The organism is Streptomyces sp. NPDC002324, assembly GCF_053593335.1.
This window is the reverse complement of the sequence record NZ_JBSFCF010000008.1, coordinates 243,525-270,407: the sequence shown is the minus strand read 5'-3', so window position 1 is coordinate 270,407 and position 26,883 is coordinate 243,525. Positions and strand designations below refer to the sequence as shown.

Sequence of the window (26,883 nt, the reverse complement as noted above, 5' to 3'; positions counted from 1 at the left end):
CGATGAACAGAACACTACGTCACGCCCATCGACCAGCGCAAATCCCTTAAGGAGCAGCCTGCGGTCCCACCCGGGGCCGACCAGGGCCGGCCGGTGGCTACGCCGACAACTCGTCCCGCAACGCGTCCCGCAACCGCGCCGCGCGCTCCGTGACCTCCGCCGGCCCGAGCGCCACGGCCCGGTCGGCCCACCGCTTGCCCTCCACCAGCTCCCCCCGACGCGCGTAGACGAGGGCGAGCCGCAAAGCCGCCCGCCCGTGCCCCGCGTCGGCGGCCCGGGCCCACCACAACGCGGCCTCCGGCTCGCTCCCCTCGCGTGCGAGCAGCAGCCCCAGGTTGAACGCCCCGTTCCGCGACCCGGACTCCGCCGCGGCCCGGTACCACCGAGCCGCCTCGACCACGTCACCCCTCCCGGCCGCCAGCATCCCGACCCGTACCTGCGCCCGCCGATGGCCCTGGGAGGCGGCCCTCTCGTACCACTCCTCGCACTCGTTCTTCTCCCGCACCGGCTCCCCCAGCTCATGCGCGGGAGCAGGCGGCCGGCGGGCGTCGAGCACGGCGGCAAGGCGGTACGCGGCCTCCGCGCTGCCCCCGCCGGCGGCACGCCGCAGATGCCGCTCGGCGGCCCTCTCGTCGCCGTCCCGCAGCCGCGCTATGGCGACCTGGAGCGCCGCCTCGGTGTGCCCGGCGGCGGCCGCCCGCTCGTACCAGACGAGCGCCGTCACGTCGTCGCCCCGCCCGGCGAACAGGATGCCCAGGTTGAAGGCGGCGTCCACACTGCCGGCCTCCGCGGCCTTGGAGAACCACGGCTCGGCCCCGGCCGCGTCCCCCACCTGCAGCAGCAGGATGGCCAGCGCGTTCGCCGCCTCACGGTGCCCGGCGTACGCGGCCCGCCGGTACCACTGCTCGGCCTGGGCGGTCCGCCCCTGCTCGGCGCAGAGCAGCCCGAGGTTGTACGCCCCGTTGACGTCACCGGCGTCCATCGCGGCGCGGTACCACCGCTCGGCGGTCTGCGTCTCACCGCGCTCGGCGTGCAGCGCGCCCAGCGCGTTCGCCGCGTTGCCGTCGCCGTCCTGGGCGGCCCGCAGCCACCACACGGCCGCGCTCTCGGTGTCGCCCGCGTCCCGCAGCAGGAACCCGAGCGCGCACGCGGCGCGCGGCTCACCGTCCTTGGCGGAGGTCAGATACCAGCGGCCGGCCTCCTTGAGTTCCCCGCGCCGCTCCAGGATCGCCCCGAGATGCAGCGCGGCCCGCCGGTGCCCGCGCGCGGCGGCCTGGCGGTACCACTGCTCTGCCTCCTCGGCGGCGGCTCCGACACCGTTGTCGGCGCCGGACTCCCCCGCACGCACGCCGGCGCGGCCCTCCCGTACGACGGGACGGCCCTCACGGGCGGCCTCACGGCCCGCGCCTGCGCCTGCGCTCTCGAACGCCGCGCGCGCGATTCTGCGCCCCTCACGCACCGCGGCGCGCTCCTCCAGCTCGGCGAGCCGGTCCAGCGCCCGGGCGAGCCGGTAGGCGGCCTCGCGGTGCCCGCGCTCGGCGGCGGCCCGCATCCACCGCTCCGCGGCGGGGTCACTGCGGTGTTCCAGCAGGTCGGCGAGGGCGTACGCACCGAGGGCATGGCCCTGCTCGGCGGACTGGCGCAGCCAGTACTCGGCGGCCGGTTCGTCACCGCGCTCGCGGTGGTGCCGGCCGAGCGCGTGCGCGGCGGCGGCCGAACCGGCGACGGCCGCGACCCGCCACCAGCTGGCGGCCTCGTCGGCGTACCCGCGCTGGTGCAGCAGGACACCCAGGTTGTTGGCGGCCGCACGGTCTCCGGCGGCGGTGGCGCCCCGCAGGTAGGGCTCGGCCCCGTCGAGGTCGCCTCGACGCAGCAGCATGGCTCCGAGGACGCTCATCGCCTCGGCGTCACCGGCTTCGGCGGCGAGCCGCTGACGCGCCTCCTCTACGGCGTCCCCCGTCTCGTCCTCGTCCGCCGCCTGCACGGACTCGACCGACGCGGCGGACTCGGCGGGCACCACGAAGTCGGCAGGCAGCGCAAAGTCGGCAGGCTGCGCAAACCGCCCTGTCTCCAACAGAGTTGCCTTGTCCCCCATAACGTCCATCGTCGCACCACCCGCAACCTGGGTACACCTGGTATACCGCAGCCATTGAGGTCACTACAGCGTTTTGTCGACATGCCCACAGAGCGACAAGTCAAACACAGATTGCCCGGCTCCCCCTGACAACACGTCGAAGGCCCGGATCCTTTGGAGGATCCGGGCCTTCAACTTCAGTAGCGGGGACAGGATTTGAACCTGCGACCTCTGGGTTATGAGCCCAGCGAGCTACCGAGCTGCTCCACCCCGCGCCGTTGTGTTGCAACCGTACCACGGCGCGGGAGGGAGCCTTGCATCAGCCGCTTCCGGAGCCTCCGTCGCCGCTCTTGTCGCTGTCCGCACTGCCGCTGCCGCCGGTCCCGCCGGTCTTGGCCTGGGCGTCCTCGGCACGCTTCAGCGCGTCCTCCAGGTCCTGTTGGGCCCGGCCGTACGCCTCCCAGTCGCCGTCCTTGAGGGCCTGCTGTCCCTCGTCGAACGCCTTCTGGGCTTCCTCCAGGGCCTGTTGGACCGTCGGGTCGCCGGTCTTCGGCGGCTCGTCGGTGCCCTCGTCGCCGTCGTCCACCGGTGGTTCCGTCGGCGGACCCTCCGTCTCGAACACCTTGTTGAGCGCGGCGTCGAGGGTGTCCTCGAAGGCCGTGTTGCCGCCGTAGGTGACCAGGACCTTGCGCAGCAGCGGGTACTTGAGTCCGCCGCCTCTCACATAGACAGGTTCCACGTAGAGCAGTCCGCCGTCGAGCGGGACCGTCAGGAGGTTGCCGTACTCGACCTGTGAGTCACCTCTCTTGAGGAGGCTGATGGTCTCGGCGATGTCCTGTTCGGAGTTGAACTGGCTCTGGACCTGTTTCGGTCCGTCGATCGGTTCGCTCGTCGGCAGTTTCAGAATTCTGATCTTGCCGTAGTCCTTGGTGCCCGCCTCGGCGTTGACCGCCACGAAGGCACTGAGGTTGTCGCGCCCGTTCGGCGTGAGCGTGGTGGTCAGCGAGAACGCCTGTGCCGTCTGGCCCGGCAGCTTCATGCTCAGGTAGTACGGCGGCACCGCGTTGCCCGAGGTGTTGGTCGGGTCGTCCGGGACCTGCCACACCTCGCTGCCGCTGAGGAACGTCTCGGCGTCCTTCACGTGGTAGCGGGTGAGCAGCTCGCGCTGGACCTTGAAGAGGTCCTGCGGGTACCGCAGGTGAGCCAGCAGCGAGTCGGAGATGTCGTCCTTCGGCTCCACCGTGTTCGGGAAGGCCTTCATCCAGGTCTTCAGGACCGGGTCCTCGGTGTCCCACTGGTAGAGCTTGACCTGACCCGTGTACGCGTCGACGGTCGCCTTCACCGAGTTGCGGATGTAGTTGACCTGGTTCTGCTGGGCCACCACCGCGCGCTGGCTGTTGTCGGCGGTCAGCGAGTCGGCCGTCGTGTCGCCCAGGGTGGTGCGGGAGGCGTACGGGTAGCCGTTGGTGGTGGTGTACGCGTCGACGATCCACTGGATCTTCCCGTCGACGACGGCCGGGTAGGCGTCACCGTCGATGGTCAGCCAGGGGGCGACCGCCTCCACGCGCTCCTTGGGCGTGCGGTTGTACAGGATCCGCGAACCCTCGCCGATGGCACCGGAGTAGAGGATCTGCGGCTCGTTGAACGCCACCGCGTACGCGGCCCGGTTGACCGGGCTGGAGAGGTTGATCCCGCTCTTGCCCTTGTAGCTGGTGGTCTTCTCCCCGCTGTCGTCGGAGTAGTCGATCTCCTTCTGGGGACCGCCGACGATCGAGTACTGCGTGGTCTTCTCGCCGTAGTAGACCCGCTGCTGGTACTTGCCCAGATCGCCCTTGGACGGCAGGTCGGACTCGGTGAACACCGGGCGGCCGCCGGAGGTGGCCTCGGTGCCCTTGGCGGCGACCACGCCGTAACCGTGGGTGTAGCGGAAGTGGTCGTTGATCCAGTTGTTCTTCGGGATGCCCGCCAGGTTCAGCTCACGCAGACCGATGACGGTGTCCTGCTCGGCGCCGTCCTCGTTGCTGTACCGGTCGACGTCCAGGTTCGTGGGGAACGCGTAGTAGTTCCTCATCTGCTGGAGCTGCTGGAAGGTCGGCGAGACGATGTTCGGGTCGAGCATGCGGATGCTGGCCGTGGTGTCGGCGTCCTTGCGGAGCTTGGCCTTGTCCGTGGTGTCGCTGACGCCCGAGTACTCCTCGACGTCGGTCCCGTCGATGCCGTAGGCCTGGCGGGTCGCCGCCAGGTTCTTCTCGACGTACGGCGCCTCCTTGGCCTGCTCGTTCGGCTGGACCTGGAACTTCTGGACGATCGCCGGATACAGCCCGCCGATGAGAATGGCCGAGAGCACCATCAGGCCGAAGCCGATGACCGGCAGCTGCCAGGTGCGCCGCCAGATGGTGGCGAAGAACAGCAGCGCGCAGATCACCGCGATGCAGAACAGGATCGTCTTGGCCGGCAGGTACGCGTTCGCGTCGACGTACCTCAGGCCCGTCCAGTTGCCCGTCGCCTTGAAGTCGCTGGACTTCACGGCCAGCCCGTACCGGTCGAGCCAGTAGGCGACCGCCTTCAGGGCGACGAAGATGCCGAGGAGCACCGACAGGTGTCCGGTGGCCGCGGCGGTGGCCCGCGCACCCGGGGAGGTGACCCTGAGGCCGCCGTACAGGTAGTGCGTGAGGGCGGCGGCGATCACCGAAAGCACGGCGGCGGCGAAGCCGAAGCCGAGCAGGAAGCGGTACCAGGGCAGGTCGAAGGCGTAGAAGGAGACGTCCAGGTCGAACTGGGGGTCCTTCTGGCCGAACGACACTCCGTTGACCCACATCAGCCAGGTGCGCCACTGCCCGGAGGCGGAGGCGCCGGCGATGAGGCCCACCAGGGAGGTGATCCCGAGGAGCAGCCATTTCTTGTAGGGCGCGATGCCCATGCGGTACCTGTCGAGGCTCTGCTGCTCCATCGACATGGCGCTCAGCGGTGGCCGCAGCCGGTGCGCGAGCCAGATGTTGAAGCCGACGGAGGCCGACATCAGCAGGCCGAAGACGAAGAAGAGCCCGATCTTCGTCCAGAGCGTGGTGGTGAAGACGGACGAATACTTCACCGACCGGTACCAGAGCCAGTCCGTCCAGAATCCCGCGAACATGACGAACGCCATGCCGAGGACGGCAAGGACGCCCAACGTCATGAGCAGCGTCCGGACACGTCGGGACGGTCGGCCCACTCTGATCCGCGGCCCCGTCGGGCCTCCGCCGCGGTCCGGCATCTGGAAAGCCAAGGTGCGCACCTCGAAGTTCGCTGTCGATACGTCAGGCCCGCGTCTACGGACCCTCCAGCGGGCCCCGTGATCGCAGGGGCCTCACCTATGCAACTTACTCACGCTTTACTCGGTTCCCGCTTCGGGGAACGAACGAGGCAGGATTGTGACCATGTCCAACACTCCCATGGCAGCGAACCCCCTCACCCGGGCCGTCCTCGAGATCGACGAGTACGCCTCTGGCCTCGGCTGGGACCAGCCCGCTCGCCTCTTCGCCCTGGTGGATACCGCGCGTCTGCGATCCCAGGAACCCGCCCTCGCGGCCCAGCTCGGTCTGCAGGACGAGTCCGAGACCGTCGGTCTCACCCCGATCGAGCAGGACGAGATTCCCGCGGGCAAGGCCCTGGACGAGTTCCTCGGCACCATCGCCTGGCCCGACGCAGTGGTCGGCTGCGCGCTGACCGTGGAGCGGCTGATGCTGCCGCCGTCCGCCGAGACGTCCGTCCCCGAGAACCTCGACGAGGCCCGTCTCGCCAAGTGGGTCGCCTCCCACCCGGAGCGCCAGGAGGTCCGTATGACGGTCGCCGTTCTCCGGGACGGCTCCCGCGACTCGGCCCTGCGGCTGCGCGAGAAGGACTCTCCGACCGAGGTCCTCACCGGCCCCGAACTGGTACCGGGCCTCGCCGAGGCCCTGTCCGCGACCTTCGTGGACTGACCCCCGCGTACGGCGGTGGGGGCGCCCCCGGATCCTCGGGAGCGCCCCCACGCGCGCGTACGTCCGTTTCCGTCAGCCCTTGGTGGTGCACTTCGGCAGGTCGGCGGTGTCGCCGGCGCGGATGTCCTTCAGGGCGCCCAGCGCGTCCTCGATGGTGCCGACCTTGACGAGGGTGAGTCCGTCGGGGACGTCCCCGGCGGCCGTGGCGCAGTTGTCCTCGGGCGTCAGGAAGTACTGGGCGCCCTTGGCGCGCGCGCCGACCGTCTTCATCTCGATACCGCCGATGGGGCCGACCTTGCCCTGGTCGTCGATCGTGCCGGTGCCGGCCACGAACTTGCCGCCCGTCAGGTTGCCCGGCGTGAGCTTGTCGTAGATACCGAGGGCGAACATCAGTCCGGCGCTCGGGCCGCCGACGTCGGCCAGCTTGATGTCGATGGTGAAGGGGAAGGTGTGGTCGGTCCCGGCCGAGATGCCGACGATCGCCCGCTTCTCGCCCGTGTCGTCGGACGTGCCCGTGGTGATGGTGACCTTCTGGGTCTCGGTCGCCGTCCTGTTCGCCTTCTCCGCGGCGGCCTGGGCCTTGGCGGGCACGATCAGGAAGTCGACGTCCTCGCCCGGCTTGTGCCTGGTGACCAGTTTCGCCACGTCCTCGGGCGCCTTGACCGCCGTACCGTCGACGGACTTGATCACGTCACCGGCGTGCAGCTTGCCCTCGGCCGGGGAGTCCTTGAGAACGGTGGAGACGATCACCCAGGACTGCACCGGGATGTCCAGCTCCTTCAGGGCCGCGACCTTGGCGCTCTCCTGGGACTGGCTGAACTCCTCGGCGTTCTCCTGCGTCGACTGCTCCTTGGTCTTGCCGTCCGGGTAGAGCGTGTCGTGCGGGACGACCTTGTTGTCGTGCGCCAGCCAGCCGTACACGGCCTCGACGAGGTTCATCCGGTAGTCGGCGCTGGTGACGCGGACCGTGGTCATGTTCAGATGGCCGGTCGTCCCGTACGTCTTGCGCCCGGAGATCTGCAGCACCGGCTCCCCGTCGTGCTCCCCGAGAGTGTTCACCGTCGGCCCCGGTGACATCTCCGAGTAGGGCACGGGAATGATCACACCCGCGCACAGGAGCGCGATCAGCATCAGGGTGGAGGCGAGCATCGTCGCGGTGCGGCGTGGCATGGAACGACAGTACGGGACAGGCCTGTAGGAGCACTGTCGGGGCCGTCCGTCCGGGGCGCGGGCGAGGTGGGCGCTAGCCGCCGGAGTGGGACCGCTCCATGGCTTCGCGGAAGCGGGAGTAACCCGCGAGCTCGGTGCCGTCCTCGATGCTCCTGCGGTTCCGGCTGGCCCAGCCGCCCCACAGTCCGGCACCGATCGCGGCCACGAGCGGAATCAGCAACCAGGCGAGCGCCGCCATGCCGGCCTCCCAACCCCTATCAAACAACCACAACTGACTGATCAGCAGATTATCCGTCCGCTCCGTCAACGCTCGCGCCGGGGGGCGGGTTACGCAACCGGAACGCGCGCGGGCGCATTCCGGTCACGCCTCAGCAGGCTCCCACCCGCCCTCCCGTCGCCCGACCACCGCCCCTCACCGGCGGCGCTACGCGCCGACCCATTCATCGGTGCCGTCCGAGAACTTCTGGTGCTTCCAGATGGGCACTTCGTGCTTCAGGTCGTCGATCAGTTTCCGACAGGCCTCGAAGGCCTCGCCCCGGTGCGGACACGACACGGCGACGACCACCGCCAGGTCCCCGACCTTCAGGTTGCCCACCCTGTGCACGGCCGCGAGCGCCCGCACCGGGTAGTCGGCGACCACCTTCTCCGCGATCCGCCGCATCTCGGCCTCGGCCGTCGGGTGACACGAATAGCCCAGCTCGTCGACATCCGCTCCCCCGTCGTGGTTCCGCACGGTCCCCACGAACAGCGCGGTCCCCCCGGCCGCGTCGTCCCCGACCGCCCGGAACACCTCGTCGAGGGAGAGCGCCGTCTCTCGAATCCCGATCAGCTTGACGGGCTCCTCGGCCCCCTGCTCGCCGGGATGATCATCATTCACTGCCATACCCCCATCGTGCCCCACCCGCCTCGCGACCGACATGGTCGAAAACGCCGTCACGCGCGCGTGGCGGCTTGGAGCGACCTCCATGGGCACAGGGCCGACCTCAGCGCCGCCCCCGAGCCTTCCGGACCTGCCGCACCAAAGCCGCCGTACCCAGCAACGCGACCGTCGCCCCCGCGGCACCCGCCGCGGTCGCGTCCTTGCGCCCCAGCCGCCGCCCGACCACGGTGTGCCGCCCGGCGACCTCCTCCAGCAGCTCCGCCAGCACTTCCTCGTTCGTCCACAGCGGCCGCCACCCGGCGTCGTGCAGCCGGCTCCCGCTGACGACCCACGGATACATCGTGTAGGCGAGATCCCCGGCCGGCGACGGCGTCAGACCGATCCGGTGGAGCCGGGCGGCGGCCCCGAGGGCGACGGCGGACGGCAGCTCCATGCGCCGGATCCCGCTGAGCTCCTCGACCTCCTCCTGCTCCAGCCACCCCTCGCACCCGACGGCCAGCTCCCCGTCGACCTTCTCCAGCACGGCGTACTCCAGCGCACCGCACAGATCCTCGACATGGCAGAACTGCCAGGCGGGCCGCGACCCAGCCACCACCAGCAGCCGAGGCGACTCGAAGTACCTGGTCAGGGCCGTGTCCGTGCCCCCGACAAGAGTCGCCGGGCGGACGACGGTGACATTGAGGCCCGGATGGGCGCGCGGCGCCCGGCGTGCGAGGCGCTCGATCTCCAGCAGGTCGCCGACCCCGGTGGCCTCGGCGGTCGCCCGCAGCTCGGCGTCCTCCGAGAGCGGCAGCTCGTTCTCGGGCAGCGCGCCGTAGACCATCGCCGAGGTGCACAGCACGACCCGGTGCACCCCGGCCGCGGCGGCCGCCGTGAGCACGGTCTGCGTGCCACGCACGTTGTACGCGCTGCGGGCCGCCGCGTCGGTGCCCAGGTCGAGGTCGACGGCGAGGTGCACGACGACGTCCGCCCCGCGCAGCTTCTCGGCGATCGCCGGGTCCCGTACGTCCAGGATGTGCCACTGCGCGGCCGCGCACTCCCCTCGCCGCTCGTCGATGGCGATGACCTGCCGGATCTCGTCGGACTCGGCGAGCCGCTCGGTGAGCAGCGCTCCGACGCCGGACGCGGCACCGGTGACCGCGACGACGGGCCCGCGCGCGGCGGGACTGGTTGAGTGGTTTCGCGCTGCGCGAACCTGTGGATCTGGGGAACTCACCGGGCGTCTCCAGCGGTTGTCTTCAGTACGAACGCGGGCGACGCGTGCGTACCAGGTGGCATCCATCCTGCCGCAGGCCAACGGTCGGCGGAGCACCGAGGCCTTAACCCGCCGTGGTGTCTAGGCTGGGTGGTGTTCGGGCAGCCGTGCCGTCGGAGAAAACCGATGGCCCTATCAGCCGAGGAATCCCGTGAGTGACACCCCATTCGGATTCGGCCTTCCGCCGGAGGAGCCGGACGACGGCGACGAGGGCAAGAAGAAGGACCAGGAGAGCGGTGGTGGTCAGGGACCGGCCAACCCGTTCGGCTTCGGGTTTCCCGGGGCCGGCGGCCCCGGCGCCGACAATCCGTTCGCCGCGATGTTCGGTTCCATGAACCCCACCGACCTGGGCGCCGCCTTCCAGCAGCTGGGCCAGATGCTCTCGTACGAGGGCGGCCCGGTGAACTGGGACATGGCCAAACAGATCGCCCGCCAGACGGTCGCCCAGGGGACCGCCGACGGCACCAAGGACGCGAGCGTCGGCCCCGCGGAGCGCACCGCCGTCGAGGAGGCCGTCCGTCTGGCCGACCTGTGGCTCGACGACGCCACCTCCCTGCCGTCCGGCGCGGGCTCCGCCGTGGCGTGGAGCCGCGCGGAGTGGGTGGAGGCCACCCTGCCCGCCTGGAAGGAGCTCGTCGATCCGGTGGCCGAGCGCGTCGGCGGCGCCATGGGCGACATCCTGCCGGAGGAGATGCAGGCCATGGCCGGCCCGCTGATCGGCATGATGAAGTCGATGGGCGGTGCCATGTTCGGCCAGCAGATCGGGCAGGCCGTGGGCGTGCTCGCGGGCGAGGTCGTCGGCTCCACCGACGTCGGCCTGCCGCTCGGCCCGGCCGGCAAGGCCGCGCTGCTGCCGATCAACGTGGAGGCGTTCGGCAAGGACCTGGGCGTCGGCAAGGACGAGGTGCGCCTCTACCTGGCCCTGCGCGAGGCAGCCCACCAGCGTCTCTTCGCCCACGTCCCCTGGCTGCGCTCGCACCTGTTCGGCGCGGTCGAGGGCTACGCGCGCGGGATCAAGGTCGACACGGCCAAGCTGGAGGACGTGGTCGGCCAGTTCGACCCGCAGAATCCGGAGGAGCTGCAGCAGGCGCTCCAGCAGGGCATGTTCCAGCCGGAGGACACCCCGGCGCAGAAGGCCGCCCTGGCCCGTCTGGAGACCGCTCTGGCGCTGGTGGAGGGCTGGGTGGACGCGGTGGTGCACGCCGCCGCGAAGCCGCGCCTGGCGTCCGCGGACGCGCTGCGCGAGACGCTGCGCCGCCGTCGCGCCACGGGCGGCCCGGCCGAGCAGACCTTCGCGACACTGATCGGGCTGGAGCTGCGTCCTCGCCGCCTGCGCGACGCCTCCCGGCTGTGGGCGTCCCTCACGGACGCGCGCGGTGTCGACGGCCGCGACGCCCTGTGGGCCCACCCCGACATGTTGCCCACTGCCTCGGACCTGGACGACCCGGACGGCTTCGTCCACCGTGAGCAGATGGACTTCTCCGAGCTGGACAAGATGCTCGGCGAGGCCGCGGGCGGCTCCACCGAGAAGCCGGACCTCAAGAAGAAGGACGACGACACCGAGTGAGCCTGCACGACGACGCGGTCCTCGTACTGAAGAGCTACGAGGACCAGGCCGAGCTGCGTCAGGCGTACCTCGACCATCTGGCGGCCCACCCGGACGGCATGTGGAAGGCGTGCGGCGACGGGCACATCACGGCGAGCGGCCTGGTGATCGACCCCGAGCGCGGCCGGGTGCTGCTCACTCTCCACCGGAAGCTGCGCATGTGGCTCCAGATGGGCGGCCACTGCGAGCCCGGGGACGGCACTCTCGCGGGTTCGGCCCTGCGCGAGGCCACGGAGGAGTCCGGCATCGCGGGCCTGACGCTCCTGCCCGGCGGCCCGGTCCGCCTCGACCGCCACCACACTCCGTGCGCCTGGCACCTCGACGTCCAGTACGCGGCCCTCGCCCCCGTGGGCGCCGTCGAGGCGATCAGCGACGAGTCCCTGGACCTGCGCTGGTTCGCCTACGACGAGGTGCCCACCGTGGCCGACGACTCGGTCGTACGCCTGCTGGAAGCCACACGAGCACGGCTCTGACCTCGCTCTTTCGTGTGGAGTGCGCGGTCGGGCGGTGTGCTGTCGGCGGAGGTGGGGAAGGCCCCCGCCGGGGGGACGGACGCGGTAAGGGGCATCCGCCAATGGCGGATGCCCCTTACCCATGTGCCGGCACGCGTGCCCGCTGATCAGTTGCGGCTGCCCCCGAGGGAGTTCCCGCTCAGTCCGCCGCCCCCCATGCCGAACTGTCCGAGCACTCCGGACGTACGCAGATGCTGCGGCGGCAGCAGCTCGCTCGGCTGCACCAGGACGTGCCCGTGGCCCCCGAAGTGCATCTCCCAGCCCTCACCGGTGGAACCCCTGCGGCGCCATACGGCGGACGTGGAGGTCGGCGCCTGGAGCTGGGTACGCAGGGAGGTGGACCAGGCGATGACGGCGTCCGAGTCGACGCAGATGTTCTTCTCGGGCGTCACCTCCAGGGCGAGCGGCTCCCCCGAGGTCATCAGGACGACCTTGCCGCCACCGGAGAGCTCAAGGTTGTACGCCCCGGCCGAGGCCACCTCGACGGCGCTGTCCACGGCGACGATGCCGACGTTTAGGGAGCCGTCGAAGGCGAGGACGGCGGAGGAGTCGACGGTGACGCCGCTGCCGACCTCCATGATGTGCAGGTACTGCGCGAAGTTGGCGAGATACACGATCCCGTTGCCCTTGCAGCGCATGAGTTCGAGGCGCTCACCGGTCATCCGCTCGGCGTTGCGCCAGCTGCGGTTGCGGTACTGGCTGTCGAAGTCGACCTGCCCCTCGAAGGCGACCATCGCGCCCTGGCGGGCCAGGACGGGGCTGCTGCCGATGGTGATGTCGGTCTTGAGCAGCTGTGGGTTCTGCAGTGTGTAGCGCTCGGTGTGGTTCACCGGGATGTGCGCGAAGAGTGTGCTGTGCATGGTGTGCTGTTCTCCTCTCGGTCCCGGTCAGCCACGGATCTTGAAACGGTCGCCGGTGTCCTCGCTGGGCTGGACGACCACGAAGCCACGTCCCTTGAAACCGATCTGGAACGCCTCCCCGCTGCCCCGGCCGATGAGCGCACTGGCCTTGATCGTGCGACGCGCCTTCATGTCGAGGCCGTCGGTCCAGGCGATCAGCGCGTCCGGGTCGACGTACGTCTCCCGTTCGGCGCAGTCGAGGGAGATCGGCACGCCCCGGCTGACCAGGGCGACCCACCCGGTGCCTCGGATCACGAGGTTGGTCAGGCCCGAGCCGGAGAGCTTGGCGAGGCCCTTGACCGGCTCGATGGAGAGCTGGAGCGAGGCGTCGCAGGCCAGGAGGGTGGGGCCGTTGACGGACAGCGCCTCGTTGTTCAGGTGGAGGATGAGGACGTCGCCGCCGTAGTCGGCGAGGTACAGGTCCCCGTCGCCCCGGCAGAGCATGAGCTTGCCGCCCTCGCCGCTGACCATTTCCTCCGCGCTGCGCCGCAGCGTGGCGGGCGGGCCGTCGAACTGCACGTAGCCGTCGTACGCGATCATCGAGCCGGCCTTGGCCAGGAGGTCCTGGCCGGTGACCATGGTGACCTTGAGCGTCTTGGAGCTGTGCACGCTCATGCGGACGCCGGTGGAGGTGGAGCGGTGCGCGTTGAGTGTCTGGAGGTCCATGCTCTGCCTCACACCTCGAAGGGCTGGACGACGACGAAGTTGCCGGGAGCGCCGCGGAACTGGAGGTTGATGGCCTCCTGCGTCTGCCGGGCGTACCCGGAGCGGCGCAGCCTGAGCGAGGTGGTGGTGACGGCCTGCGCACCGGCGGACCAGGCGATGACGGCGTTGCCGTCGACGTAGGTGGCCGGACCGACGGGCAGGACGACGGGAACGCCGCGCGTCTTGACGACGACCGCTCCCGTGCCGGAGAAGAGCATGCTGAACAGGCCGCCGCCCGGCAGGCCCGCGCCCTCGATCCGGCGGACCTCCGTGTCCAGGGACTCGTCGAAGGCGAGGACGCCCGGCGCGCTGGTGTAGAGCTGCTCGTTCTCCAGGCGGATGACGAAGAGACGGCTGCCCTCGTCCGCGAGGAACACCTCACCGTCTCCGGAACAGCGCATGAGGGACATGCCCTGACCGGTCAGCTGGCCCGTCAACTTGCCGAGCAGGCCGGAACCCTTGTGGGCGAAGTCGATGTCGCCCTGGTAGGCGACCATGCTGCCCTGCTTGGCGAGGATGTTGGCGCCCTTGGTGAGGGTCGTCCGTACCAGCTGCGGGTTCTGCTCGGTCCAGCGGTCGCCGACGGGTGCCTCGGAGTACTTCGTCAGTACGGCCCGCAGTCCCGCCTCCGGCGGCACCGGCGCGAGCTGGGTGCCGCCGCCGAAGGGCTGGGCCTGCCCCGGGAAGGCTCCGGGAGCGCCGGGGGGCGTGAACGGTCCGCCTTGCGGGGCCGCGCCGGGAGGTGTGAAGGGGCCGCCCTGGGGCGCGGCACCCGGAGGAGTGAAGGGTCCACCCTGGGGCGGCGCGCCGGGCGGGGTGAACGGGGCGGGCGGTGCCGGGGGCGGAACAGTGCCGCCGGGCGGCGTGTGCAGGGGAGCGACGATGGTCGGCGCGGCGTGCACAGAGGGTGGGGGCGCCGGGGGCGCGTAGCCCTGCGCGGGCGCCGGGGCCGGTGCGGGCGCCGGAGCCGGAGCGGGCGCCGGAGCGGCGGGTGCACCGAACGCGGGCGGGGCAAAGCCTGGCGCGGCGCCGGTCGGCGGCTGCTGCGGTGCGGGGGCGGGCTCCTCCTCGGCGACCTCGCCGCCGAAGTTCTTCAGCAGCGCGTCGAGGCCTCCGTCGAAACCCTGTCCGACGGCCGCGAACCGCCACACGTCCTTCAGGTAGAAGTCGCCCAGCATCACGGCACGTTCGGTGGAGAACTCCGAGCCGTCGAACGGGTACCGGGCCACCTCCTCGCCACCTGCGACGATACGGACGTAACCGGGGCTGATCTGCGACATCTGGCCGTTGCCGTCAAGGGTCGCCGTGAAGGACAGCTTCTGGATCCGGGGCGGGATCCTGTCCAGAGTGACGCGGAAGGACTCCGTGTCACCCGACTGGGCACCCAGGAGCTGGATCGACTCCTCGGGGGACTTCGGCTGGTTGAAGAAGACGAAGTAGCGATCGTCGGACAGCCGTTCGTCGGCGTCCAGACCGAAACAACTGATGTCGAAGGTCAGCCCGGGGCCGGAGATCTGTACGCCTACGTACAGATCCGTACCCGCGGTGAGGTCACTGATCTTGGCCTTGTGGCCGCGTTGGAATTCCCTGGCCATGCGTTACGACCGTCCCCCATCCCGAATGTGCGTGCGCCTGCGAGTGCGTCGCGTCAGGCTAACCGCAAAGTCGTGAAGCGTACGAGGCTGGTACAGAGCCGGTACAAAAGCGCGACTTCGGTCACCGGTCCCACAAACGCACACACACGCGCGTGGATACCCCCTTCCACGGGTCCTCCCCTCGGGCCGCGGGCCGCCTCGGGCCTTACGACCACCGGCCGTGCGCCAGGTCGGCCCGTATGCGCCAGGTCGGCCGGTGGGTGGTGTCACTCGTCCGGGGCGACCGGCAGATGCGGCAGCCGGTCGGCGGCGACCACCCCTTCGAGGTAGCCACGCGCCCGCTCGGTGCGCGGATAGGCCTCCAGCAGCCGCCAGAAACCGGGCCCGTGCCCTGGTACGAGCAGGTGTGCGAGTTCGTGGAGGAGGACGTAGTCGACGACGTACTCGGGCATGCCCTGCAGCCGGTGCGACAGGCGGATACTGCCCTCGGCGGGGGTGCACGAGCCCCAGCGGGTGTTCTGGTTGGTGACCCACCGGACGGAGGCGGGCCGGGCGCGGCCACCGAAGTACTGGTCCGAGAGCAGCGCGGCGCGCTCCGTCAGCTCGGAGTCGCCAAGGCGCCGTTTGCTTTCCTGCGCGGCCAGTTTGTCGAGCATGACGGTCACCCAGCGTTGCTCCTCCGCCTCGGACATCCGGGCGGGGATGAGCACGACGGTGCGATCGCCCTCGCGGTACGCGGAGACGGTTCTACGCCGTCGCGCGCTCCTGCGGACCTCGATCGCGCTCGCTCGTGAGCCGCTCGGCGGCTGGCTCGTCGTGCTGCGCTGTGGCTTTCCGGCGCGGTGCAGTGGGTCGGCGGGCACGTCCCGACGTTACCCGCTGCACACGGGGGAAGTCCCGCCTCCGGAAGGGTTCGATATCGATCCGCCCTCCGAGCGCCGGATTTGTCATACGGATGCCGCCGCCTGTGGACAACTCTCGACAGGCTTCGTCGCGGTCCGTGCATGCTGGCACTCGTCGGCGGACCGTGCACCCGCACCGTCGACACACAGGGACCTATTCCAAGGCTGACGGGGGCCGATCATGCATCCGATGGTGAAGCCCGCGCTCCGGCGCGGCTGGCGGGATCTCAACACCGTGCAGTTCGGTCTGGCACCGGCGCACGCCATGGTGCTGGGGCCGATGGACACGGCGACAGGCAGTTTTCTCTCCCTGCTCGACGGGACACGCGGACTGCCGCTCCTGCGGGAGGAGGGACGACGGATGGGCCTGCCGGACGGCCATGTGGACGGCCTGGTGGACCGCCTCACCCGATCCGGCCTGGTGGACGACGCGACGGGCGGCGGTCCGGCCGCGGACGAGCTGCGCGGCAAAAGCGAGGTCATGGAGCGGCTGCGTCCCGACGCCGCCGCACTCTCGTTGATCGCGCCCGAGCCGGGAGACGCCTTGAAACGACTGGCGGCCCGCCGGTCACTGAGAGTGCAGGTACGGGGCGCGGGCCGCGTGGGAGCGATGGTCGCCTCCGTGCTCTCGGCGGCCGGCGTCGGCGAGGTGGACGTACGCGATGTCGGCCGGGTCGAGCCGTGGGATGTGACGCCCGGTGGTGTGCCGGCCGAGTCGATCGGTGAGCGCAGGGACATGGCGGCACGCCGAGCCGCCCGGCACGCGGCACCCGATCGCCCGCCGCGTCGTCGCCGCGGGCCCAGGAAGCCCGCGGACCCGACCGAGGACATGCCGCCGGACCGCCTGCGCGAGGAGCCGGGCTTCTCCCTGGTGGTCCTCGCCCCGCGGGCCGGTGTCGACGTCCACGCCCCGAAGCCCTCGGCCGCCGAACCGCTCATCGACTCGGGCACGCCTCACCTCTATGCCGGCGTCGTGGAGGGGACGGGTGTGATCGGCCCCCTCGTACTCCCGGGCGAGACGGGGTGTGCGGGCTGCCTCGACCAGAGCCGCGCCGACCGCGACGAGACCTGGCCGCGGCTGGTCGCCCAGTGGCGTTCCGGACGCCCTCATCAGCTCGAGGCCTGTGATGTCACGCTGGCCACGACCGTGGCCGGACTGGCCGCGGGGCATGCGCTGGCGTTCCTCGACGGGCAGCTGCCGTCCAGCGCGGGCGCTCGCTGGGAGGTCTCGGCACCGGGGTTCGACTGGCACCCTCGTCCGGTGTGGCCCCACCCGGCGTGTTCCTGCTCAGCCGCAGAAAAGGGCGGCACAGCGAAAGGTAACGGGGAACACACCCCAAAGGAGGGGGAGGCGCGCGCGACAATGGCGGAGCAACAGCGGTCAACGAGGTTGTCCCGCAAGGCACACGCGGCACGGCCTGCTGGGACTTGGAGGGCGCATGTCTGATCTTCCCCGCAAGGCGGTCACCCGGACCGCCAAGCTCGCCGCGCTTCCGCTCGGCATCGCAGGCCGGGCCACCTGGGGACTCGGCAAGCGAATCGTCGGCGAGTCGGCGGAGCTCGTGGGCCGTGAACTCCAGCAGCGCACGGCGGAGCAGCTGTTCAAGGTGCTGGGCGAGCTGAAGGGCGGCGCGATGAAGTTCGGGCAGGCCCTGTCCGTCTTCGAGTCGGCCCTCCCCGAGGAGGTCGCGGGCCCCTACCGCGCGGCTCTGACGAAGCTCCAGGACGCCGCTCCCCCGATGCCGACCAGCACCGTGCACTCCGTACTGGAGGAACGCATCGGTGAGAACTGGCAGGAGCTGTTCCTGGAGTTCGAGGAGAAACCGGCCGCCGCGGCCTCGATCGGCCAGGTGCACCGCGCGGTGTGGCACGACGGACGCGCTGTCGCGGTGAAGGTGCAGTACCCGGGCGCGGGCGAGGCTCTGCTCTCCGATCTCGGCCAGCTCAGCCGGTTCGCTCGTCTGCTGGGTCCGCTGATCCCCGGGATGGACATCAAACCGCTCATCGCGGAGCTGCGGGACCGTGTCTCCGAAGAGCTCGACTACGGCCTGGAGGCGCAGGCCCAGCAGGCCCACGCGGAGGAGTTCGCGGACGACCCGGACGTCGTCGTTCCCGCCGTGGTGCACCAGTGCGATCAAGTGCTGGTGACCGAGTGGATGGAGGGCACCCCTCTCTCCGAGGTGATCACCGGCGGCACTCAGGAGCAGCGCGACCGGGCGGGCCAGCTGCTGACCCGCTTCCTCTTCTCCGGTCCGGCCCGCACCGGCCTCCTGCACGCCGACCCGCATCCGGGCAACTTCCGCCTGTTGCCGGACGAGAAACTCGGCTGGCGTCTCGGAGTCCTGGACTTCGGCACGGTGGACCGCTTGCCGGGCGGGCTGCCGGCCCCGATCGGTGCGGCCCTGCGGCTGACGATCGAGGGTGAGGCCGAGGCCGTCTACGAGATGCTCCGCACGGAGGGCTTCGTGAAGGAGTCGATAGACCTCGACCCGGACGCGGTCCTCGACTATCTGCATCCCATCATCGAACCGGTCCGCGCCGACGAGTTCTCCTTCGCCCGCGGCTGGATGCGCAGCCAGGCCGCCCGCATCGCCGACCCCCGTTCCCCGGCCCACCAGTTGGGCAAGCAGCTGAACCTGCCTCCGTCCTACCTCCTCATCCACCGGGTGACGCTGAGCACCATCGGCGTCCTGTGCCAGCTCGGCGCGACCGTCCGCATGCGCGACGAGCTGGAGGAGTGGCTGCCGGGGTTCCTGCTCGACGAGGAGGAGGGCGAGTCGGCCGCGGAGGCGTGACCGGTTCGCGCGCTCGACGGAACAGGGGCGGGCGCCGTCCTCGCGCCGAGGCCCTGCCCGGGGCTCACCACCAGGCGGAGTCCAGGCGGCCCTCGATCGCTCGCAGGTTCTCGCGGGCGCAGGCGGCGCAGAAGTAGTGCCGTCGGCCGTTCTCCACGGAGCAGGTCCACAGGGGCTGAGGGGCTTCGGCGGTGGTGCCGCAGCGGGCGCACATGAGGGTCTGGGGTTCTGCGGCGGAGCCGCCGTTGTCGCTGTCTCCGGAAAGACTCGTCACCCAGCGACGATAGCCCCGCGGTCGACGGATCCGTGGTCACCACGCACCGCGGGGGCCGGCCCGTTCGGACCGGCCCCCGCGGGGAGCGACTGCTGTCGGTGGTTCTGATGTGCCTGGCCAGGCTGGTGATGCAGGTTGCCGCGTGGCGGCTACTGCATGACCGCCATGGCGAGCGCACGGCGGGCGCGCATCGACGCACGCTCGGCCCGGCGCTGCATCCGGCGGGCGACCGCCAGGCGCATGGCCCGGCGTTCCTGCTCGGCCTGGTGCAGGCGCTCGTGCATATGCGCACGAGCCAGGGCTTCTGGCATGAGATGCATTTCTCGGGTCCTGTTCTGACGCGAGGCGTTCGCGCCGGTGGTGGTGAAGTCTGGAGTCACGGAGCCGAGGGGCTCGCTCGTGGACGGCTTCATCGGGGCCTGCTTCTTGGGATCGTGCGTGAGGGGGCGGTCGATCGTTCCGGTGATGTTCATGCTGTGACCGGGTTCTTGCGCGGGCGACCACGGGGCCGCTTGCGGGCCACGACAACACCCTGGACGAAGAGCTCGCCACCCCAGACGCCCCAGGGCTCACGCCGCTCCTTGGCGCCGGCGAGGCAGGCCTCCATCAGCGGGCAGGTGCGGCAGAGGGATTTGGCGTACTCGACGTCGGCCGGCGACTCGGCGAAGAAGACCTCCGGGTCGTAGGAACGGCAGGGGACGGGTACGCCGAGGTTCTCGATGGCGTCGTCGAGCGCGGTGAGCGCGGTGAGCGGGGTCAAGGTGGAGTCCTCCGTGAGGCCGGGCGGGGGGATCGTTTCGGAAGGCGGTACGGACGGGGCGTGCGCTTCGAGTTGCACGGTTCGTCTTCCTCGTCTGGTCGTTCCGGCCTGTTGGCCGGTGGCGGCTGGTACCGGGTTCTTTTCTTGTCCCGAGGCCCCTTCGCTCTGTAGCCCCCGGTCGGGGACAAACAGAAGGGCCGCGGATCCCGGGTGGGGTTCCGCGGCCCTGAAGGCGCCGGCCTGATCGTCGATCAGGCTGGATCACTCCAGGGTTCAGGCCCACGGAAGGCCCACATCAGGTGGTGCTGCGTCGTCTGCTTCCGGAATCCGGCACCGGCCGCCGCGAAGACATAGGCCTGAGCCTGTGCCTCTACTGCTGCTTCCAGTGCCTTGGTCGGTCGCTCATTGCGCTCACGGACGGGAAGACCCGCCAGAGACACGGAGGTGGCCGGACGGCCGCCACTGATGGCGGACAGACCGGTACCCAGGTTGGAGACACCGAGCATGCACAGGGAGACGGCCGAGCGATCGGTCATTTTGACCGTGCTGATGAAGCTGGTGTTGATGCTGATCACTGGACTCGCCTCCTCTCGGCGTCTACGGGGACCGGCGTAAGCCGTTCCGACGGATATGAAGTACACCACGAAACCGGGGCCTTCGAGAAGGCCGCTGCTCTCGTGCCTAAGAACCTATGGGGATTCCTGGGGCATGCGCAAACTATTTTTTCGACGAGTTCGTATCAGTCGTTCCCGTCCTCGCATGCAGGCTCCCGACCTGCGCAGATGTCCAGAACATCGGCCCCGTACCGCTGCAGCTTGCGTGCACGGACGCCAGGGATGCGACCGAGTTCAACCGGAGTGCTCGGCCCCGCTTCTGCGATCGCCATCAGCGTCCGGTCGGTGAAGACACAGAAGTCCGGTTGGCCGCTGCGTCGGGCCTGGGCCGCGCGCCACTCTCGCAGTCGCTCGTAGAGGCCTTCGTCCATGTCGGAGGGGCAGTCCTCGCAGCGCATCAGCTTCATGTCGCCGGCGTCGCGCAGGGTGCGCCCGCAGACACGGCAGCGAGCGGGGGTCCGGCTGGTGCGTCGCACGACCACCTCGGTGCCGCCCGTGGCGTCACCCGTCCGGCCGCCCCCCGAGCCCCGTTCGACGCCCCCGACACCGCTGCTGCCGGACCGGCCCGCCTTGGCGGTGGAACCGGGGCGCAGTCCGTCGAGGAAGCGGCTGGGACGGCGGTTGGGGCGGCCGCCGGGCGAGCGGGACAGGGCCCAGGAGACCGAGAGCTGTTCGCGGGCGCGGGTGACCCCCACGTAGAGGAGCCGTCTCTCCTCCTCGATCTGTTCGTCCGTTCGCGCGTAGGTGATCGGCATCATGCCCTCGGCGACACCGACCAGGAAGACGACGTCCCACTCCAGCCCCTTCGCGGAGTGCAGGGAGGCGAGGGTGACGCCCTGGACGGTCGGGGCATGCTGGGCGTTCGCGCGTTCGTCGAGTTCCGCCACGAGGTCGCCGAGTGTGGCGTCGGGCCTGGCCGCGGCGAAGTCGTGAGCCAGGCCCACCAGGGCCGCCAGCGACTCCCAGCGTTCCCTGACCGCGCCGGACCCCGCCGGCGGTTCACCGGTCCATCCCTCGCCGGACAGCACGGCCCGTACTTGCGAGGGAAGGTCCACGGCGTCCTCGAGCAGGGTGTCGTTGCCCCCGAAGCGGGCGGCGGCTCTCAGCGCCGCCCCTGCCTTGCGCACCTCGGGGCGGTCGAAGAAGCGTTCCGCGCCGCGCAGCTGGTAGGGCACTCCGGCGTCCGCGAGGGCCTGCTCGTAGGTCTCGGACTGGGAGTTCGTCCGGAACAGGATGGCGATCTCGCCGGCGGGCACGCCGGCGGCGACGAGATCTCGGATGCGGCGGGCGGCCCCTTCAGCCTCGGCGGGTTCGTCCGCGTATTCGGTGTAGCGGGGCTCAGGGCCCGGGGGGCGCTGGGAGATCAGTTCGAGTCGATGGTCGGCGGCGCGACCGCGGGCCTGGGAGAGCAGACCGTTGGCGAGGTGGACGACCTGCGGGGTGGAGCGGTAGTCGCGGACCAGCTTGACGACGGTGGCCCCGGGGTGGCGGTGGCGAAAGTCGAGCAGATGGTCGGGAGTTGCGCCAGTGAACGAATAGATCGTCTGGCTGGCGTCGCCCACGACGCACAGGTCGTCCCGGTCGCCGAGCCACAGCTCCAGAAGACGCTGCTGGAGGGGGCTGACGTCCTGGTACTCGTCGACCACGAAGTGCTGGTACTGGGAGCGGACCTGCTCGGCGATGTCCTGGCGGTCCTGGAGGATGCCGACCGTGAGCAGCAGGACGTCCTCGAAGTCGATGACCCCTCGCTCACGCTTCAGGTCCTCGTACGTCGCGTAGATCTTGGCGATCTCGGCCGGGTCACGGGGAGCGTCGCGGCCGTGCTTGGCGGTCGCGGCGGCGTAGTCGGAGGGCACGGTCCGGGTGACCTTGGACCACTCGATCTCCGCCGCGGTGTCGCGGAGTTCATTGCGATCGAGACGGATGCGGCAGGCGGCGGCCGCGTCCGCGACGAGGGGGATCTTGCGGTCGATGATGCGTGGCATGCCGCCGCCGACGGCCTTCGGCCAGAAGTACTGGAGCTGGCGCAGCGCGGCCGAGTGGAACGTCCGGGCCTGGACCCCGGAGGCGCCGAGCTGGCGCAGACGGCCGCGCATCTCGCCGGCGGCGCGGTTGGTGAAGGTGACGGCCAGCACGCCGGTGGGCTGGAGCATCCCGGCGCGCACCCCGTAGGCGATCCGGTGGGTGATCGCCCGGGTCTTGCCCGTGCCGGCGCCCGCCAGCACGCACACCGGACCGTGCAGGGCCGTCGCCACCGCGCGTTGCTCGGGGTCGAGCCCGTCGAGCACCGCGTCGGCCGAGTCGGGGACCCGCGGGAAGAGGGTGGAGTGCGTTGCTGCTGTCACACGGCCATGCTGCCAGGTCCCCGGAGAGGGCCGAGCGAGTTGTCCACAGGCAGGCCCCTGCGGTCGTATCAATGCGGCAGGCGCCCCCGTGTCCTGCTGCGGCGGGCACGCTGCCTCCGGTGCGGCGGACGTACCGCGCGAGGTGGTGGACGCCACCCGCGTCAGGGAATGGCGGGCGTGTCGCGTACGTTCCACTCACTGCAAGCAGCACCCCTCAGACCGTGAAGGAGCGCCAGGGACATGCCGGGCACTGTGACGATGTACAGCACCACGTGGTGCGGCTACTGCCGTCGGCTGAAGAGCCAGATGGACCGCGAGGGCATCACGTACGACGAGATCAACATCGAGCACGACCCGGATTCGGCCGCCTTCGTGGAGAAGGCGAACGGCGGGAACCAGACGGTCCCGACGGTTCTGGTGGTTCCCGCCCAGGGGGGCTCTGAGGTCGTCATGACGAACCCGAGCCTTGCCCAGGTGAAGCAGGCGCTCGGCGCCTGACCCACATGACGCACACGCCCCCCGACCGGCCTGGCGCCGGATCGGGGGCTTTGTGTGCCCGCCCTGTACGAGGCGGCTCGGCGGTAGCGTGATCGACATGACGACCGAGGACGAGGCGGACTACGAGGCGCTGGTCGGGGGCATGGTGAACGCGGGGGCGGTCTTCCGCCGGGGTGCGTTGGTGGAACGCCCGGCACCGCACAACGCACACACCCTCCATGCCCACCTCCTCGCGCTGAAAGCGCACGGCTTCGACGCGGCTCCGACTCCCGTGGGACTCACTGCTGACGGTCGTGAGCAGCTGACCTTCGTTCCTGGCGACGTGGCTCTGCCACCGTTCCCACCCTGGGTGCTGACGACAACCGCTCTCAAATCGGTGGGGATCCTGCTGCGCCGCCTGCATGAGGCCAGCGCGACCATCGCGGTCGACACAGACGTCGAGTGGCCCCAAGACCTCGCCGACCCGGAGGGAGGAAGGATGGTGTGCCACAACGACGTGTGCCCGGACAACGTCGTCTTCCGCGACGGTCGTGCCGCCGCCTTGATCGATTTCGACCTGGCGGCTCCGGGCCGTCCTCTCTGGGACGTCGCCATGGCTGCGCGCTACTGGGTGCCCATGCTTGATCCGGTATCCGCGGCTGCCCTGTATCCCGCCGGATTGGATGCGCCTGCACGGCTGCGGACCCTCGCCGACAGCTACGGCCTCTCGCCAGGAGAGCGCGCCGAATTGCCCGGCGTGATCGAACAGACCACGGAGATCTGTCGGGCCTTCGTCGCCCGCCGCGTGACTGACGGTGATCCTGTCTACCTCCAAGCACTCGCCGACCGTGGCGGATGGAAACGCTGGGACCGCATGCAGGCCTGGCTGACCGACCACCGCGAGACGTTCACTGTCGCGCTGCTGGACTGACGTGCTCGGGCGCTGATCCCCCTCATACCGGCCGAGGATTACCGGGACCACACCCATGCCGGACGCCATGTGCGCGACTTTCCCGTTCTGGAAAGCCGGGCATCTTGACCTTGCCGTCCGCCGGTCGAAAGCATCGAACGTGACAAGACCTGTCGACGTGAGGGAGAAGACGCGGGTGCACCGTTGCGGAAGCTGTCGGGAGACCCGGAGTGCAAGAACGGCACGTGTCCCACGCTGTGGGGTACGGACGACGGCAAGGACTACGTGGTGCAGGGTTACGTGATCACTGACCCTGAGCGGCTGGCACAGCTCGATCTTCGGTGAGGAGTTCGGTCGTCTCTTCGAGATTTCCGAGCGGACCGCGTTCCGGCCGGCGACGCTGGACGTGTACGACGTGGAAGAGGAGCGGGGCGAAATCGCGCGGTTCCTCGCGGGCGAGAACATGGGCCGGAGTGGGACGACAACCCATGGGTGCGCTCGATGACTCCCTGGCCGCCCTCACGCAGCGGGAATCTACAGACCGTGCCCACTGTCCCCTTCCCGGACAGCTCGACGCACCGTCCTCTTCCCGGACGGCTCGACGCTCACGAACCCCTCGCTGGCGCAGGTCAAGCAGAAGATCGGCGCGTAACGGCGGCGGGTGCCAGCCGCTGCGGACCGGGCCTAACCGATGTGACTTCGCGTCGGCAGGGGCTTGCCGTACCAGAGTTCGATCAGTCGGGCCGCGATCGAGATGCCGTAGGGAGGCAGGACTTCCTCGGACTCGAACGCGGCCCGCAGCTCTTCCCGGGAGAACCAGCGGGCCTCGTGGATCTCGTCGCCGTCGACGTTCACGTCGGTCGAGGTGGCGCGGGCCATGAAGCCCAGCATGAGGCTGGAGGGGAAGGGCCAGGGCTGGCTGGCGACGTACTCGACCTGGGCGACGGTGACGCCGACCTCCTCGTGGACCTCGCGCCGCACGGACTGCTCGATGGACTCGCCGGGTTCCACGAAGCCCGCGAGGGTGGAGAAGCGTCCCTCGGGCCAGTGCACCTGGCGGCCGAGCAGGATGCGGTCGTCGTCGTCCGTGACCGCCATGATCACCGCGGGGTCGGTGCGCGGGTAGTGCTCGGCGCCGCAGGCCTGGCAGCGGCGGATGTGACCGGCCGCCGCGATGACCGTGCGCTCGCCGCAGCGGGAGCAGAAGCGGTGGGTGCGCTGCCAGTTCTCCAGACCGACCGCGTGCACCATGAGACCCGTGTCACGCGGTGACAGCAGCATGCCGGCCTCGCGCAGACCTGCCGGGCGCGCGGACTGGTCCATGCGGCCGGGGAGCGCGTCCTTCTGCAGTGCGAAATAGCTCACACCGTCGGCGTCGGTGCCGAGGAAGTAGCGGTGCGCCTCGGTGAGCGGCGCCTCGAACGAGGGGGTCATGACGAGTTCGGTGGTGCCGTCCGGGGTCTCGTCGATGAGGACCTGGCCGCCGGAGACCACGAAGCAACGGGTCGTGGGGTGGCTCCACGCCGCGGCGAGCCAGGCCTCGTCGAGCCGGTGGTGGGCGGCCCGGTCGATGCCGCTGGGCGCGGTGAGCGCGATGGGGCGGTCGGCGGTGTGGTCGGTCCAGGTGGTCACGGGTGCTTCCAACTCCCCCGGTGAAACGGTTGATTGGGCGGCGGGCGGTTCGGCGAGGCGTGCGGCGGGCGGATGGGCTGGGGCGTGCGGAGTCTTCTTCAGTGTGCCTCGCGAGGGCCTCGGGCCAGCTCGCCCCAGAGGTACGCGCTGGTCTCGACACCTTTGAGGAGCAGATCGAGCTCGACCTTCTCGTTGGGGGCGTGCCAGCCGTCGGAGGGGACGGAGATGCCCAGGAAGAGCACAGGTGCGCCGAGGACCTCCTGGAGGTCGGCGGCGGGCCCGGAGCCGCCCTCGCGCGTGTAGCGGACCGGCTGCTCGAAGGCACGGCCCATGGCCCGCACCAGCGATCGCAGGGCCGGGTGGTCGAGCGGTGTCAGGCAGGGGCGGGTGGAGCCGCTGAACGTGATCTCGTGACGGATCCCGGCGGGGACGCGCTCGGCGGCCCAGGCGGTGACGGCCTCGCGAATGTGGTCCGGGTCCTGTCCGGCGACCAGGCGGAAGGACAGCTTCACCATGGCAGAGGACGGGATGATCGTCTTGCTGCCCGCGCCCTGATAGCCGCCGCCGATGCCGTTGACCTCGGCGGTCGGACGGGCCCAGACGCGTTCCAGAGTGGTGTGTCCGGTCTCGCCGTGCGCCGCCGTGGACCTGGCCGTGCGCAGCCAACGCTCCTCGTCGAAGGGGAGTTCGGCGAAGAGTTCGCGCTCGTGGTCGGTGAGTTCGGCGATGCCGTCGTAGAAGCCGGGGATCGCCACGCGCGCGTGCTCGTCGTGCAGGGCGGCGACGAGGCGGGCGATCTCGGTGGCCGGGTTCGGTACGGCGCCGCCGAAGGAGCCGGAGTGGATGTCCTGGTCGGGGCCGTGCAGCCGGATCTCGCACTCTGCGAGGCCCCGCATGCCGGTGCACACGGTGGGGGTGTCCGCGGCCCACATGCCGGTGTCGGAGACGACGACCGCGTCTGCGGCGAGCCGCTCGGCGTGCGCTTCGACGAGGGCGCGGAAGTTCGGGGAGCCGGACTCCTCCTCGCCCTCGATCAGCATCTTCAGGTGGACGGCGGGGGCGGTCCGGCCGGTCGCGGCGAGGTGGGCGCGGACCCCGAGTGTGTGGAAGAACACCTGCCCCTTGTCGTCGGCCGCCCCGCGCGCGTGGAGCCGGTTTCCACGGATCACCGGTTCGAAGGGCTCGGTGTCCCAGCCGTCCGCGAGGGCCGCGGGCTGCACGTCGTGGTGCCCGTAGACCAGGACGGTGGGGGCGTCGGCGTCCGCGGCGGGCCATTCCGCGAAGACGGCGGGGGCGCCCGGCGTCTCCCAGACCTCGGCGGTGGGGAAGCCGGTCTCCTTCAGCTTGGCGGCCAGCCAGTCGGCGCTGCGCCGTACGTCCGGCGCGTGCTCGGGCTGCGCCGACACCGACGGGATGCGCAGCCACTCCACGAGGTCGTCGAGGAAGGCGGCACGGTGGTTCTGTATGTACGTACGGACGACGCTGACGTCGCTGTCAACGGACTGGCTCATGCTCACGA

General features: G+C 70.5%; 25 protein-coding genes, 1 tRNA gene and 1 pseudogene. 9 read left to right on the top strand and 18 right to left on the bottom strand.

Annotation, left to right across the window (positions count from 1 at the left end):
• Nucleotides 1-97: 97 nt before the first annotated feature.
• From ACWCRJ_RS14470 to ACWCRJ_RS14460, 3 genes are all read right to left on the bottom strand, one after another.
• Complete coding sequence (locus ACWCRJ_RS14470; protein WP_450939584.1) at nucleotides 98-2,104, bottom strand: sel1 repeat family protein; 2,007 nt, start codon at nucleotides 2,102-2,104, stop codon at nucleotides 98-100.
• Nucleotides 2,105-2,275: 171 nt separating this feature from the next.
• A tRNA-Met gene (locus ACWCRJ_RS14465) sits at nucleotides 2,276-2,349 on the bottom strand.
• A 44-nt stretch (nucleotides 2,350-2,393) separates the two neighbouring features.
• Nucleotides 2,394-5,327, bottom strand: a complete 2,934-nt coding sequence (locus ACWCRJ_RS14460; protein WP_450939606.1) for a UPF0182 family membrane protein — start codon at nucleotides 5,325-5,327, stop codon at nucleotides 2,394-2,396.
• A gap of 163 nt (nucleotides 5,328-5,490) precedes the next feature.
• Here ACWCRJ_RS14460 and ACWCRJ_RS14455 point away from each other — a divergent pair, with 163 nt between their 5' ends.
• Nucleotides 5,491-6,033 (top strand): PPA1309 family protein, encoded by a 543-nt coding sequence (locus ACWCRJ_RS14455; protein WP_450939583.1) that lies wholly within the window; start codon nucleotides 5,491-5,493, stop codon nucleotides 6,031-6,033.
• 72 nt (nucleotides 6,034-6,105) lie between these two features.
• Here the strand turns inward: ACWCRJ_RS14455 and ACWCRJ_RS14450 are convergent, their stop codons facing one another.
• The 4 genes from ACWCRJ_RS14450 to ACWCRJ_RS14435 form a co-directional block, all read right to left on the bottom strand.
• Nucleotides 6,106-7,203, bottom strand: a complete 1,098-nt coding sequence (locus tag ACWCRJ_RS14450) for a YlbL family protein (protein ID WP_450939582.1) — start codon at nucleotides 7,201-7,203, stop codon at nucleotides 6,106-6,108.
• Between the two features lie 73 nt (nucleotides 7,204-7,276).
• The gene (locus tag ACWCRJ_RS14445) at nucleotides 7,277-7,441 is read right to left on the bottom strand and encodes a hypothetical protein (protein WP_013000832.1); all 165 of its coding nucleotides are present in this window, start codon (nucleotides 7,439-7,441) and stop codon (nucleotides 7,277-7,279) included.
• Between the two features lie 186 nt (nucleotides 7,442-7,627).
• Entirely contained in the window at nucleotides 7,628-8,086 is a 459-nt protein-coding gene (locus ACWCRJ_RS14440; protein WP_450939581.1) for a molybdenum cofactor biosynthesis protein MoaE, read from the bottom strand.
• Nucleotides 8,087-8,186: 100 nt separating this feature from the next.
• Nucleotides 8,187-9,299 carry an SDR family oxidoreductase gene (locus ACWCRJ_RS14435; protein ID WP_450939580.1) on the bottom strand — a complete coding sequence of 371 codons (1,113 nt, stop codon included), beginning with the start codon at nucleotides 9,297-9,299 and terminating at the stop codon, nucleotides 8,187-8,189.
• A 190-nt stretch (nucleotides 9,300-9,489) separates the two neighbouring features.
• On the opposite strand from ACWCRJ_RS14435, the gene ACWCRJ_RS14430 reads away from it, so the two are divergent.
• Both ACWCRJ_RS14430 and ACWCRJ_RS14425 read left to right on the top strand, forming a co-directional pair.
• Nucleotides 9,490-10,905: a zinc-dependent metalloprotease gene (locus tag ACWCRJ_RS14430; protein WP_450939579.1), complete on the top strand. Its 1,416-nt coding sequence runs from the start codon at nucleotides 9,490-9,492 to the stop codon at nucleotides 10,903-10,905.
• A complete protein-coding gene (locus ACWCRJ_RS14425; protein WP_450939578.1) occupies nucleotides 10,902-11,417 on the top strand; it encodes an NUDIX hydrolase in 516 nt (171 codons plus the stop codon). Before ACWCRJ_RS14430 ends, ACWCRJ_RS14425 begins: the two co-directional genes overlap by 4 nt.
• A gap of 146 nt (nucleotides 11,418-11,563) precedes the next feature.
• Here ACWCRJ_RS14425 and ACWCRJ_RS14420 read toward each other — a convergent pair whose 3' ends face one another.
• The 4 genes from ACWCRJ_RS14420 to ACWCRJ_RS14405 all read right to left on the bottom strand — a co-directional run bounded on the left by ACWCRJ_RS14420 (nucleotide 11,564) and on the right by ACWCRJ_RS14405 (nucleotide 15,518).
• A complete protein-coding gene (locus tag ACWCRJ_RS14420) occupies nucleotides 11,564-12,316 on the bottom strand; it encodes an AIM24 family protein (RefSeq protein ID WP_005480483.1) in 753 nt (250 codons plus the stop codon).
• Nucleotides 12,317-12,343: 27 nt separating this feature from the next.
• Nucleotides 12,344-13,021 carry an AIM24 family protein gene (locus tag ACWCRJ_RS14415; protein ID WP_450939577.1) on the bottom strand — a complete coding sequence of 226 codons (678 nt, stop codon included), beginning with the start codon at nucleotides 13,019-13,021 and terminating at the stop codon, nucleotides 12,344-12,346.
• An 8-nt stretch (nucleotides 13,022-13,029) separates the two neighbouring features.
• Nucleotides 13,030-14,655, bottom strand: coding sequence for a TerD family protein (locus ACWCRJ_RS14410; RefSeq protein WP_450939576.1), 1,626 nt, complete (start codon nucleotides 14,653-14,655; stop codon nucleotides 13,030-13,032).
• Between the two features lie 266 nt (nucleotides 14,656-14,921).
• A complete protein-coding gene (locus tag ACWCRJ_RS14405; protein ID WP_046919474.1) occupies nucleotides 14,922-15,518 on the bottom strand; it encodes a M48 metallopeptidase family protein in 597 nt (198 codons plus the stop codon).
• A 220-nt stretch (nucleotides 15,519-15,738) separates the two neighbouring features.
• On the opposite strand from ACWCRJ_RS14405, the gene ACWCRJ_RS14400 reads away from it, so the two are divergent.
• Nucleotides 15,739-17,004, top strand: coding sequence for a TOMM precursor leader peptide-binding protein (locus ACWCRJ_RS14400; RefSeq protein ID WP_450939575.1), 1,266 nt, complete (start codon nucleotides 15,739-15,741; stop codon nucleotides 17,002-17,004).
• The gene (locus ACWCRJ_RS14395; RefSeq protein WP_450939574.1) at nucleotides 16,997-18,352 is read left to right on the top strand and encodes an ABC1 kinase family protein; all 1,356 of its coding nucleotides are present in this window, start codon (nucleotides 16,997-16,999) and stop codon (nucleotides 18,350-18,352) included. The genes ACWCRJ_RS14400 and ACWCRJ_RS14395 overlap by 8 nt, the downstream gene beginning before the upstream one ends.
• Before the next feature lie 64 nt (nucleotides 18,353-18,416).
• On the opposite strand, the gene ACWCRJ_RS14390 is transcribed toward ACWCRJ_RS14395, so the two are convergent.
• From ACWCRJ_RS14390 to ACWCRJ_RS14370, 5 genes are all read right to left on the bottom strand, one after another.
• The gene (locus tag ACWCRJ_RS14390) at nucleotides 18,417-18,626 is read right to left on the bottom strand and encodes a hypothetical protein (RefSeq protein ID WP_450939573.1); all 210 of its coding nucleotides are present in this window, start codon (nucleotides 18,624-18,626) and stop codon (nucleotides 18,417-18,419) included.
• Between the two features lie 149 nt (nucleotides 18,627-18,775).
• Nucleotides 18,776-19,099 (bottom strand): hypothetical protein, encoded by a 324-nt coding sequence (locus tag ACWCRJ_RS14385; protein WP_450939572.1) that lies wholly within the window; start codon nucleotides 19,097-19,099, stop codon nucleotides 18,776-18,778.
• Nucleotides 19,096-19,464, bottom strand: coding sequence for a WhiB family transcriptional regulator (locus ACWCRJ_RS14380; protein ID WP_005480495.1), 369 nt, complete (start codon nucleotides 19,462-19,464; stop codon nucleotides 19,096-19,098). Before ACWCRJ_RS14380 ends, ACWCRJ_RS14385 begins: the two co-directional genes overlap by 4 nt.
• 173 nt (nucleotides 19,465-19,637) lie before the next feature.
• Nucleotides 19,638-19,961 carry a hypothetical protein gene (locus tag ACWCRJ_RS14375; RefSeq protein WP_450939571.1) on the bottom strand — a complete coding sequence of 108 codons (324 nt, stop codon included), beginning with the start codon at nucleotides 19,959-19,961 and terminating at the stop codon, nucleotides 19,638-19,640.
• Nucleotides 19,962-20,125: 164 nt separating this feature from the next.
• Nucleotides 20,126-22,345, bottom strand: coding sequence for an ATP-dependent DNA helicase UvrD2 (locus ACWCRJ_RS14370; protein WP_450939570.1), 2,220 nt, complete (start codon nucleotides 22,343-22,345; stop codon nucleotides 20,126-20,128).
• 240 nt (nucleotides 22,346-22,585) lie between these two features.
• Here ACWCRJ_RS14370 and ACWCRJ_RS14365 point away from each other — a divergent pair, with 240 nt between their 5' ends.
• The 4 genes and pseudogenes from ACWCRJ_RS14365 to ACWCRJ_RS14350 form a co-directional block, all read left to right on the top strand.
• Complete coding sequence (locus ACWCRJ_RS14365; protein ID WP_450939569.1) at nucleotides 22,586-22,843, top strand: mycoredoxin; 258 nt, start codon at nucleotides 22,586-22,588, stop codon at nucleotides 22,841-22,843.
• Nucleotides 22,844-22,940: 97 nt separating this feature from the next.
• Nucleotides 22,941-23,753, top strand: a complete 813-nt coding sequence (locus ACWCRJ_RS14360) for a phosphotransferase (RefSeq protein ID WP_450939568.1) — start codon at nucleotides 22,941-22,943, stop codon at nucleotides 23,751-23,753.
• 286 nt (nucleotides 23,754-24,039) lie between these two features.
• A complete protein-coding gene (locus tag ACWCRJ_RS14355) occupies nucleotides 24,040-24,237 on the top strand; it encodes a DUF6879 family protein (protein WP_450939605.1) in 198 nt (65 codons plus the stop codon).
• A 72-nt stretch (nucleotides 24,238-24,309) separates the two neighbouring features.
• A pseudogene (locus ACWCRJ_RS14350) lies at nucleotides 24,310-24,384 on the top strand (NrdH-redoxin); the annotation flags it as partial.
• Between the two features lie 32 nt (nucleotides 24,385-24,416).
• On the opposite strand, the gene nudC reads toward ACWCRJ_RS14350, so the two are convergent.
• Nucleotides 24,417-25,364, bottom strand: coding sequence for an NAD(+) diphosphatase (gene nudC, locus ACWCRJ_RS14345; protein ID WP_450939567.1), 948 nt, complete (start codon nucleotides 25,362-25,364; stop codon nucleotides 24,417-24,419).
• Between the two features lie 98 nt (nucleotides 25,365-25,462).
• Entirely contained in the window at nucleotides 25,463-26,875 is a 1,413-nt protein-coding gene (locus ACWCRJ_RS14340; protein WP_450939566.1) for a dipeptidase, read from the bottom strand.
• Nucleotides 26,876-26,883 lie beyond the last annotated feature (8 nt).

Bases quoted from the DNA above. Each gene is read 5' to 3' on its own strand.
- ACWCRJ_RS14395 (WP_450939574.1), top strand. From the start codon at position 16,997: ATGTCTGATCTTCCCCGCAAGGCGGTCACCCGGACCGCCAAGCTCGCC.
- ACWCRJ_RS14410 (WP_450939576.1), bottom strand. From the start codon at position 14,655: ATGGCCAGGGAATTCCAACGCGGCCACAAGGCCAAGATCAGTGACCTC.
- ACWCRJ_RS14385 (WP_450939572.1), bottom strand. From the start codon at position 19,099: ATGAACATCACCGGAACGATCGACCGCCCCCTCACGCACGATCCCAAG.
- ACWCRJ_RS14420 (WP_005480483.1), bottom strand. From the start codon at position 12,316: ATGCACAGCACACTCTTCGCGCACATCCCGGTGAACCACACCGAGCGC.
- ACWCRJ_RS14365 (WP_450939569.1), top strand. From the start codon at position 22,586: ATGCCGGGCACTGTGACGATGTACAGCACCACGTGGTGCGGCTACTGC.
- ACWCRJ_RS14445 (WP_013000832.1), bottom strand. From the start codon at position 7,441: ATGGCGGCGCTCGCCTGGTTGCTGATTCCGCTCGTGGCCGCGATCGGT.
- ACWCRJ_RS14415 (WP_450939577.1), bottom strand. From the start codon at position 13,021: ATGGACCTCCAGACACTCAACGCGCACCGCTCCACCTCCACCGGCGTC.
- ACWCRJ_RS14470 (WP_450939584.1), bottom strand. From the start codon at position 2,104: ATGGACGTTATGGGGGACAAGGCAACTCTGTTGGAGACAGGGCGGTTT.
- ACWCRJ_RS14455 (WP_450939583.1), top strand. From the start codon at position 5,491: ATGTCCAACACTCCCATGGCAGCGAACCCCCTCACCCGGGCCGTCCTC.
- ACWCRJ_RS14340 (WP_450939566.1), bottom strand. From the start codon at position 26,875: ATGAGCCAGTCCGTTGACAGCGACGTCAGCGTCGTCCGTACGTACATA.
- ACWCRJ_RS14360 (WP_450939568.1), top strand. From the start codon at position 22,941: ATGACGACCGAGGACGAGGCGGACTACGAGGCGCTGGTCGGGGGCATG.
- ACWCRJ_RS14400 (WP_450939575.1), top strand. From the start codon at position 15,739: ATGCATCCGATGGTGAAGCCCGCGCTCCGGCGCGGCTGGCGGGATCTC.
- ACWCRJ_RS14440 (WP_450939581.1), bottom strand. From the start codon at position 8,086: ATGGCAGTGAATGATGATCATCCCGGCGAGCAGGGGGCCGAGGAGCCC.
- ACWCRJ_RS14450 (WP_450939582.1), bottom strand. From the start codon at position 7,203: ATGCCACGCCGCACCGCGACGATGCTCGCCTCCACCCTGATGCTGATC.
- ACWCRJ_RS14460 (WP_450939606.1), bottom strand. From the start codon at position 5,327: ATGCCGGACCGCGGCGGAGGCCCGACGGGGCCGCGGATCAGAGTGGGC.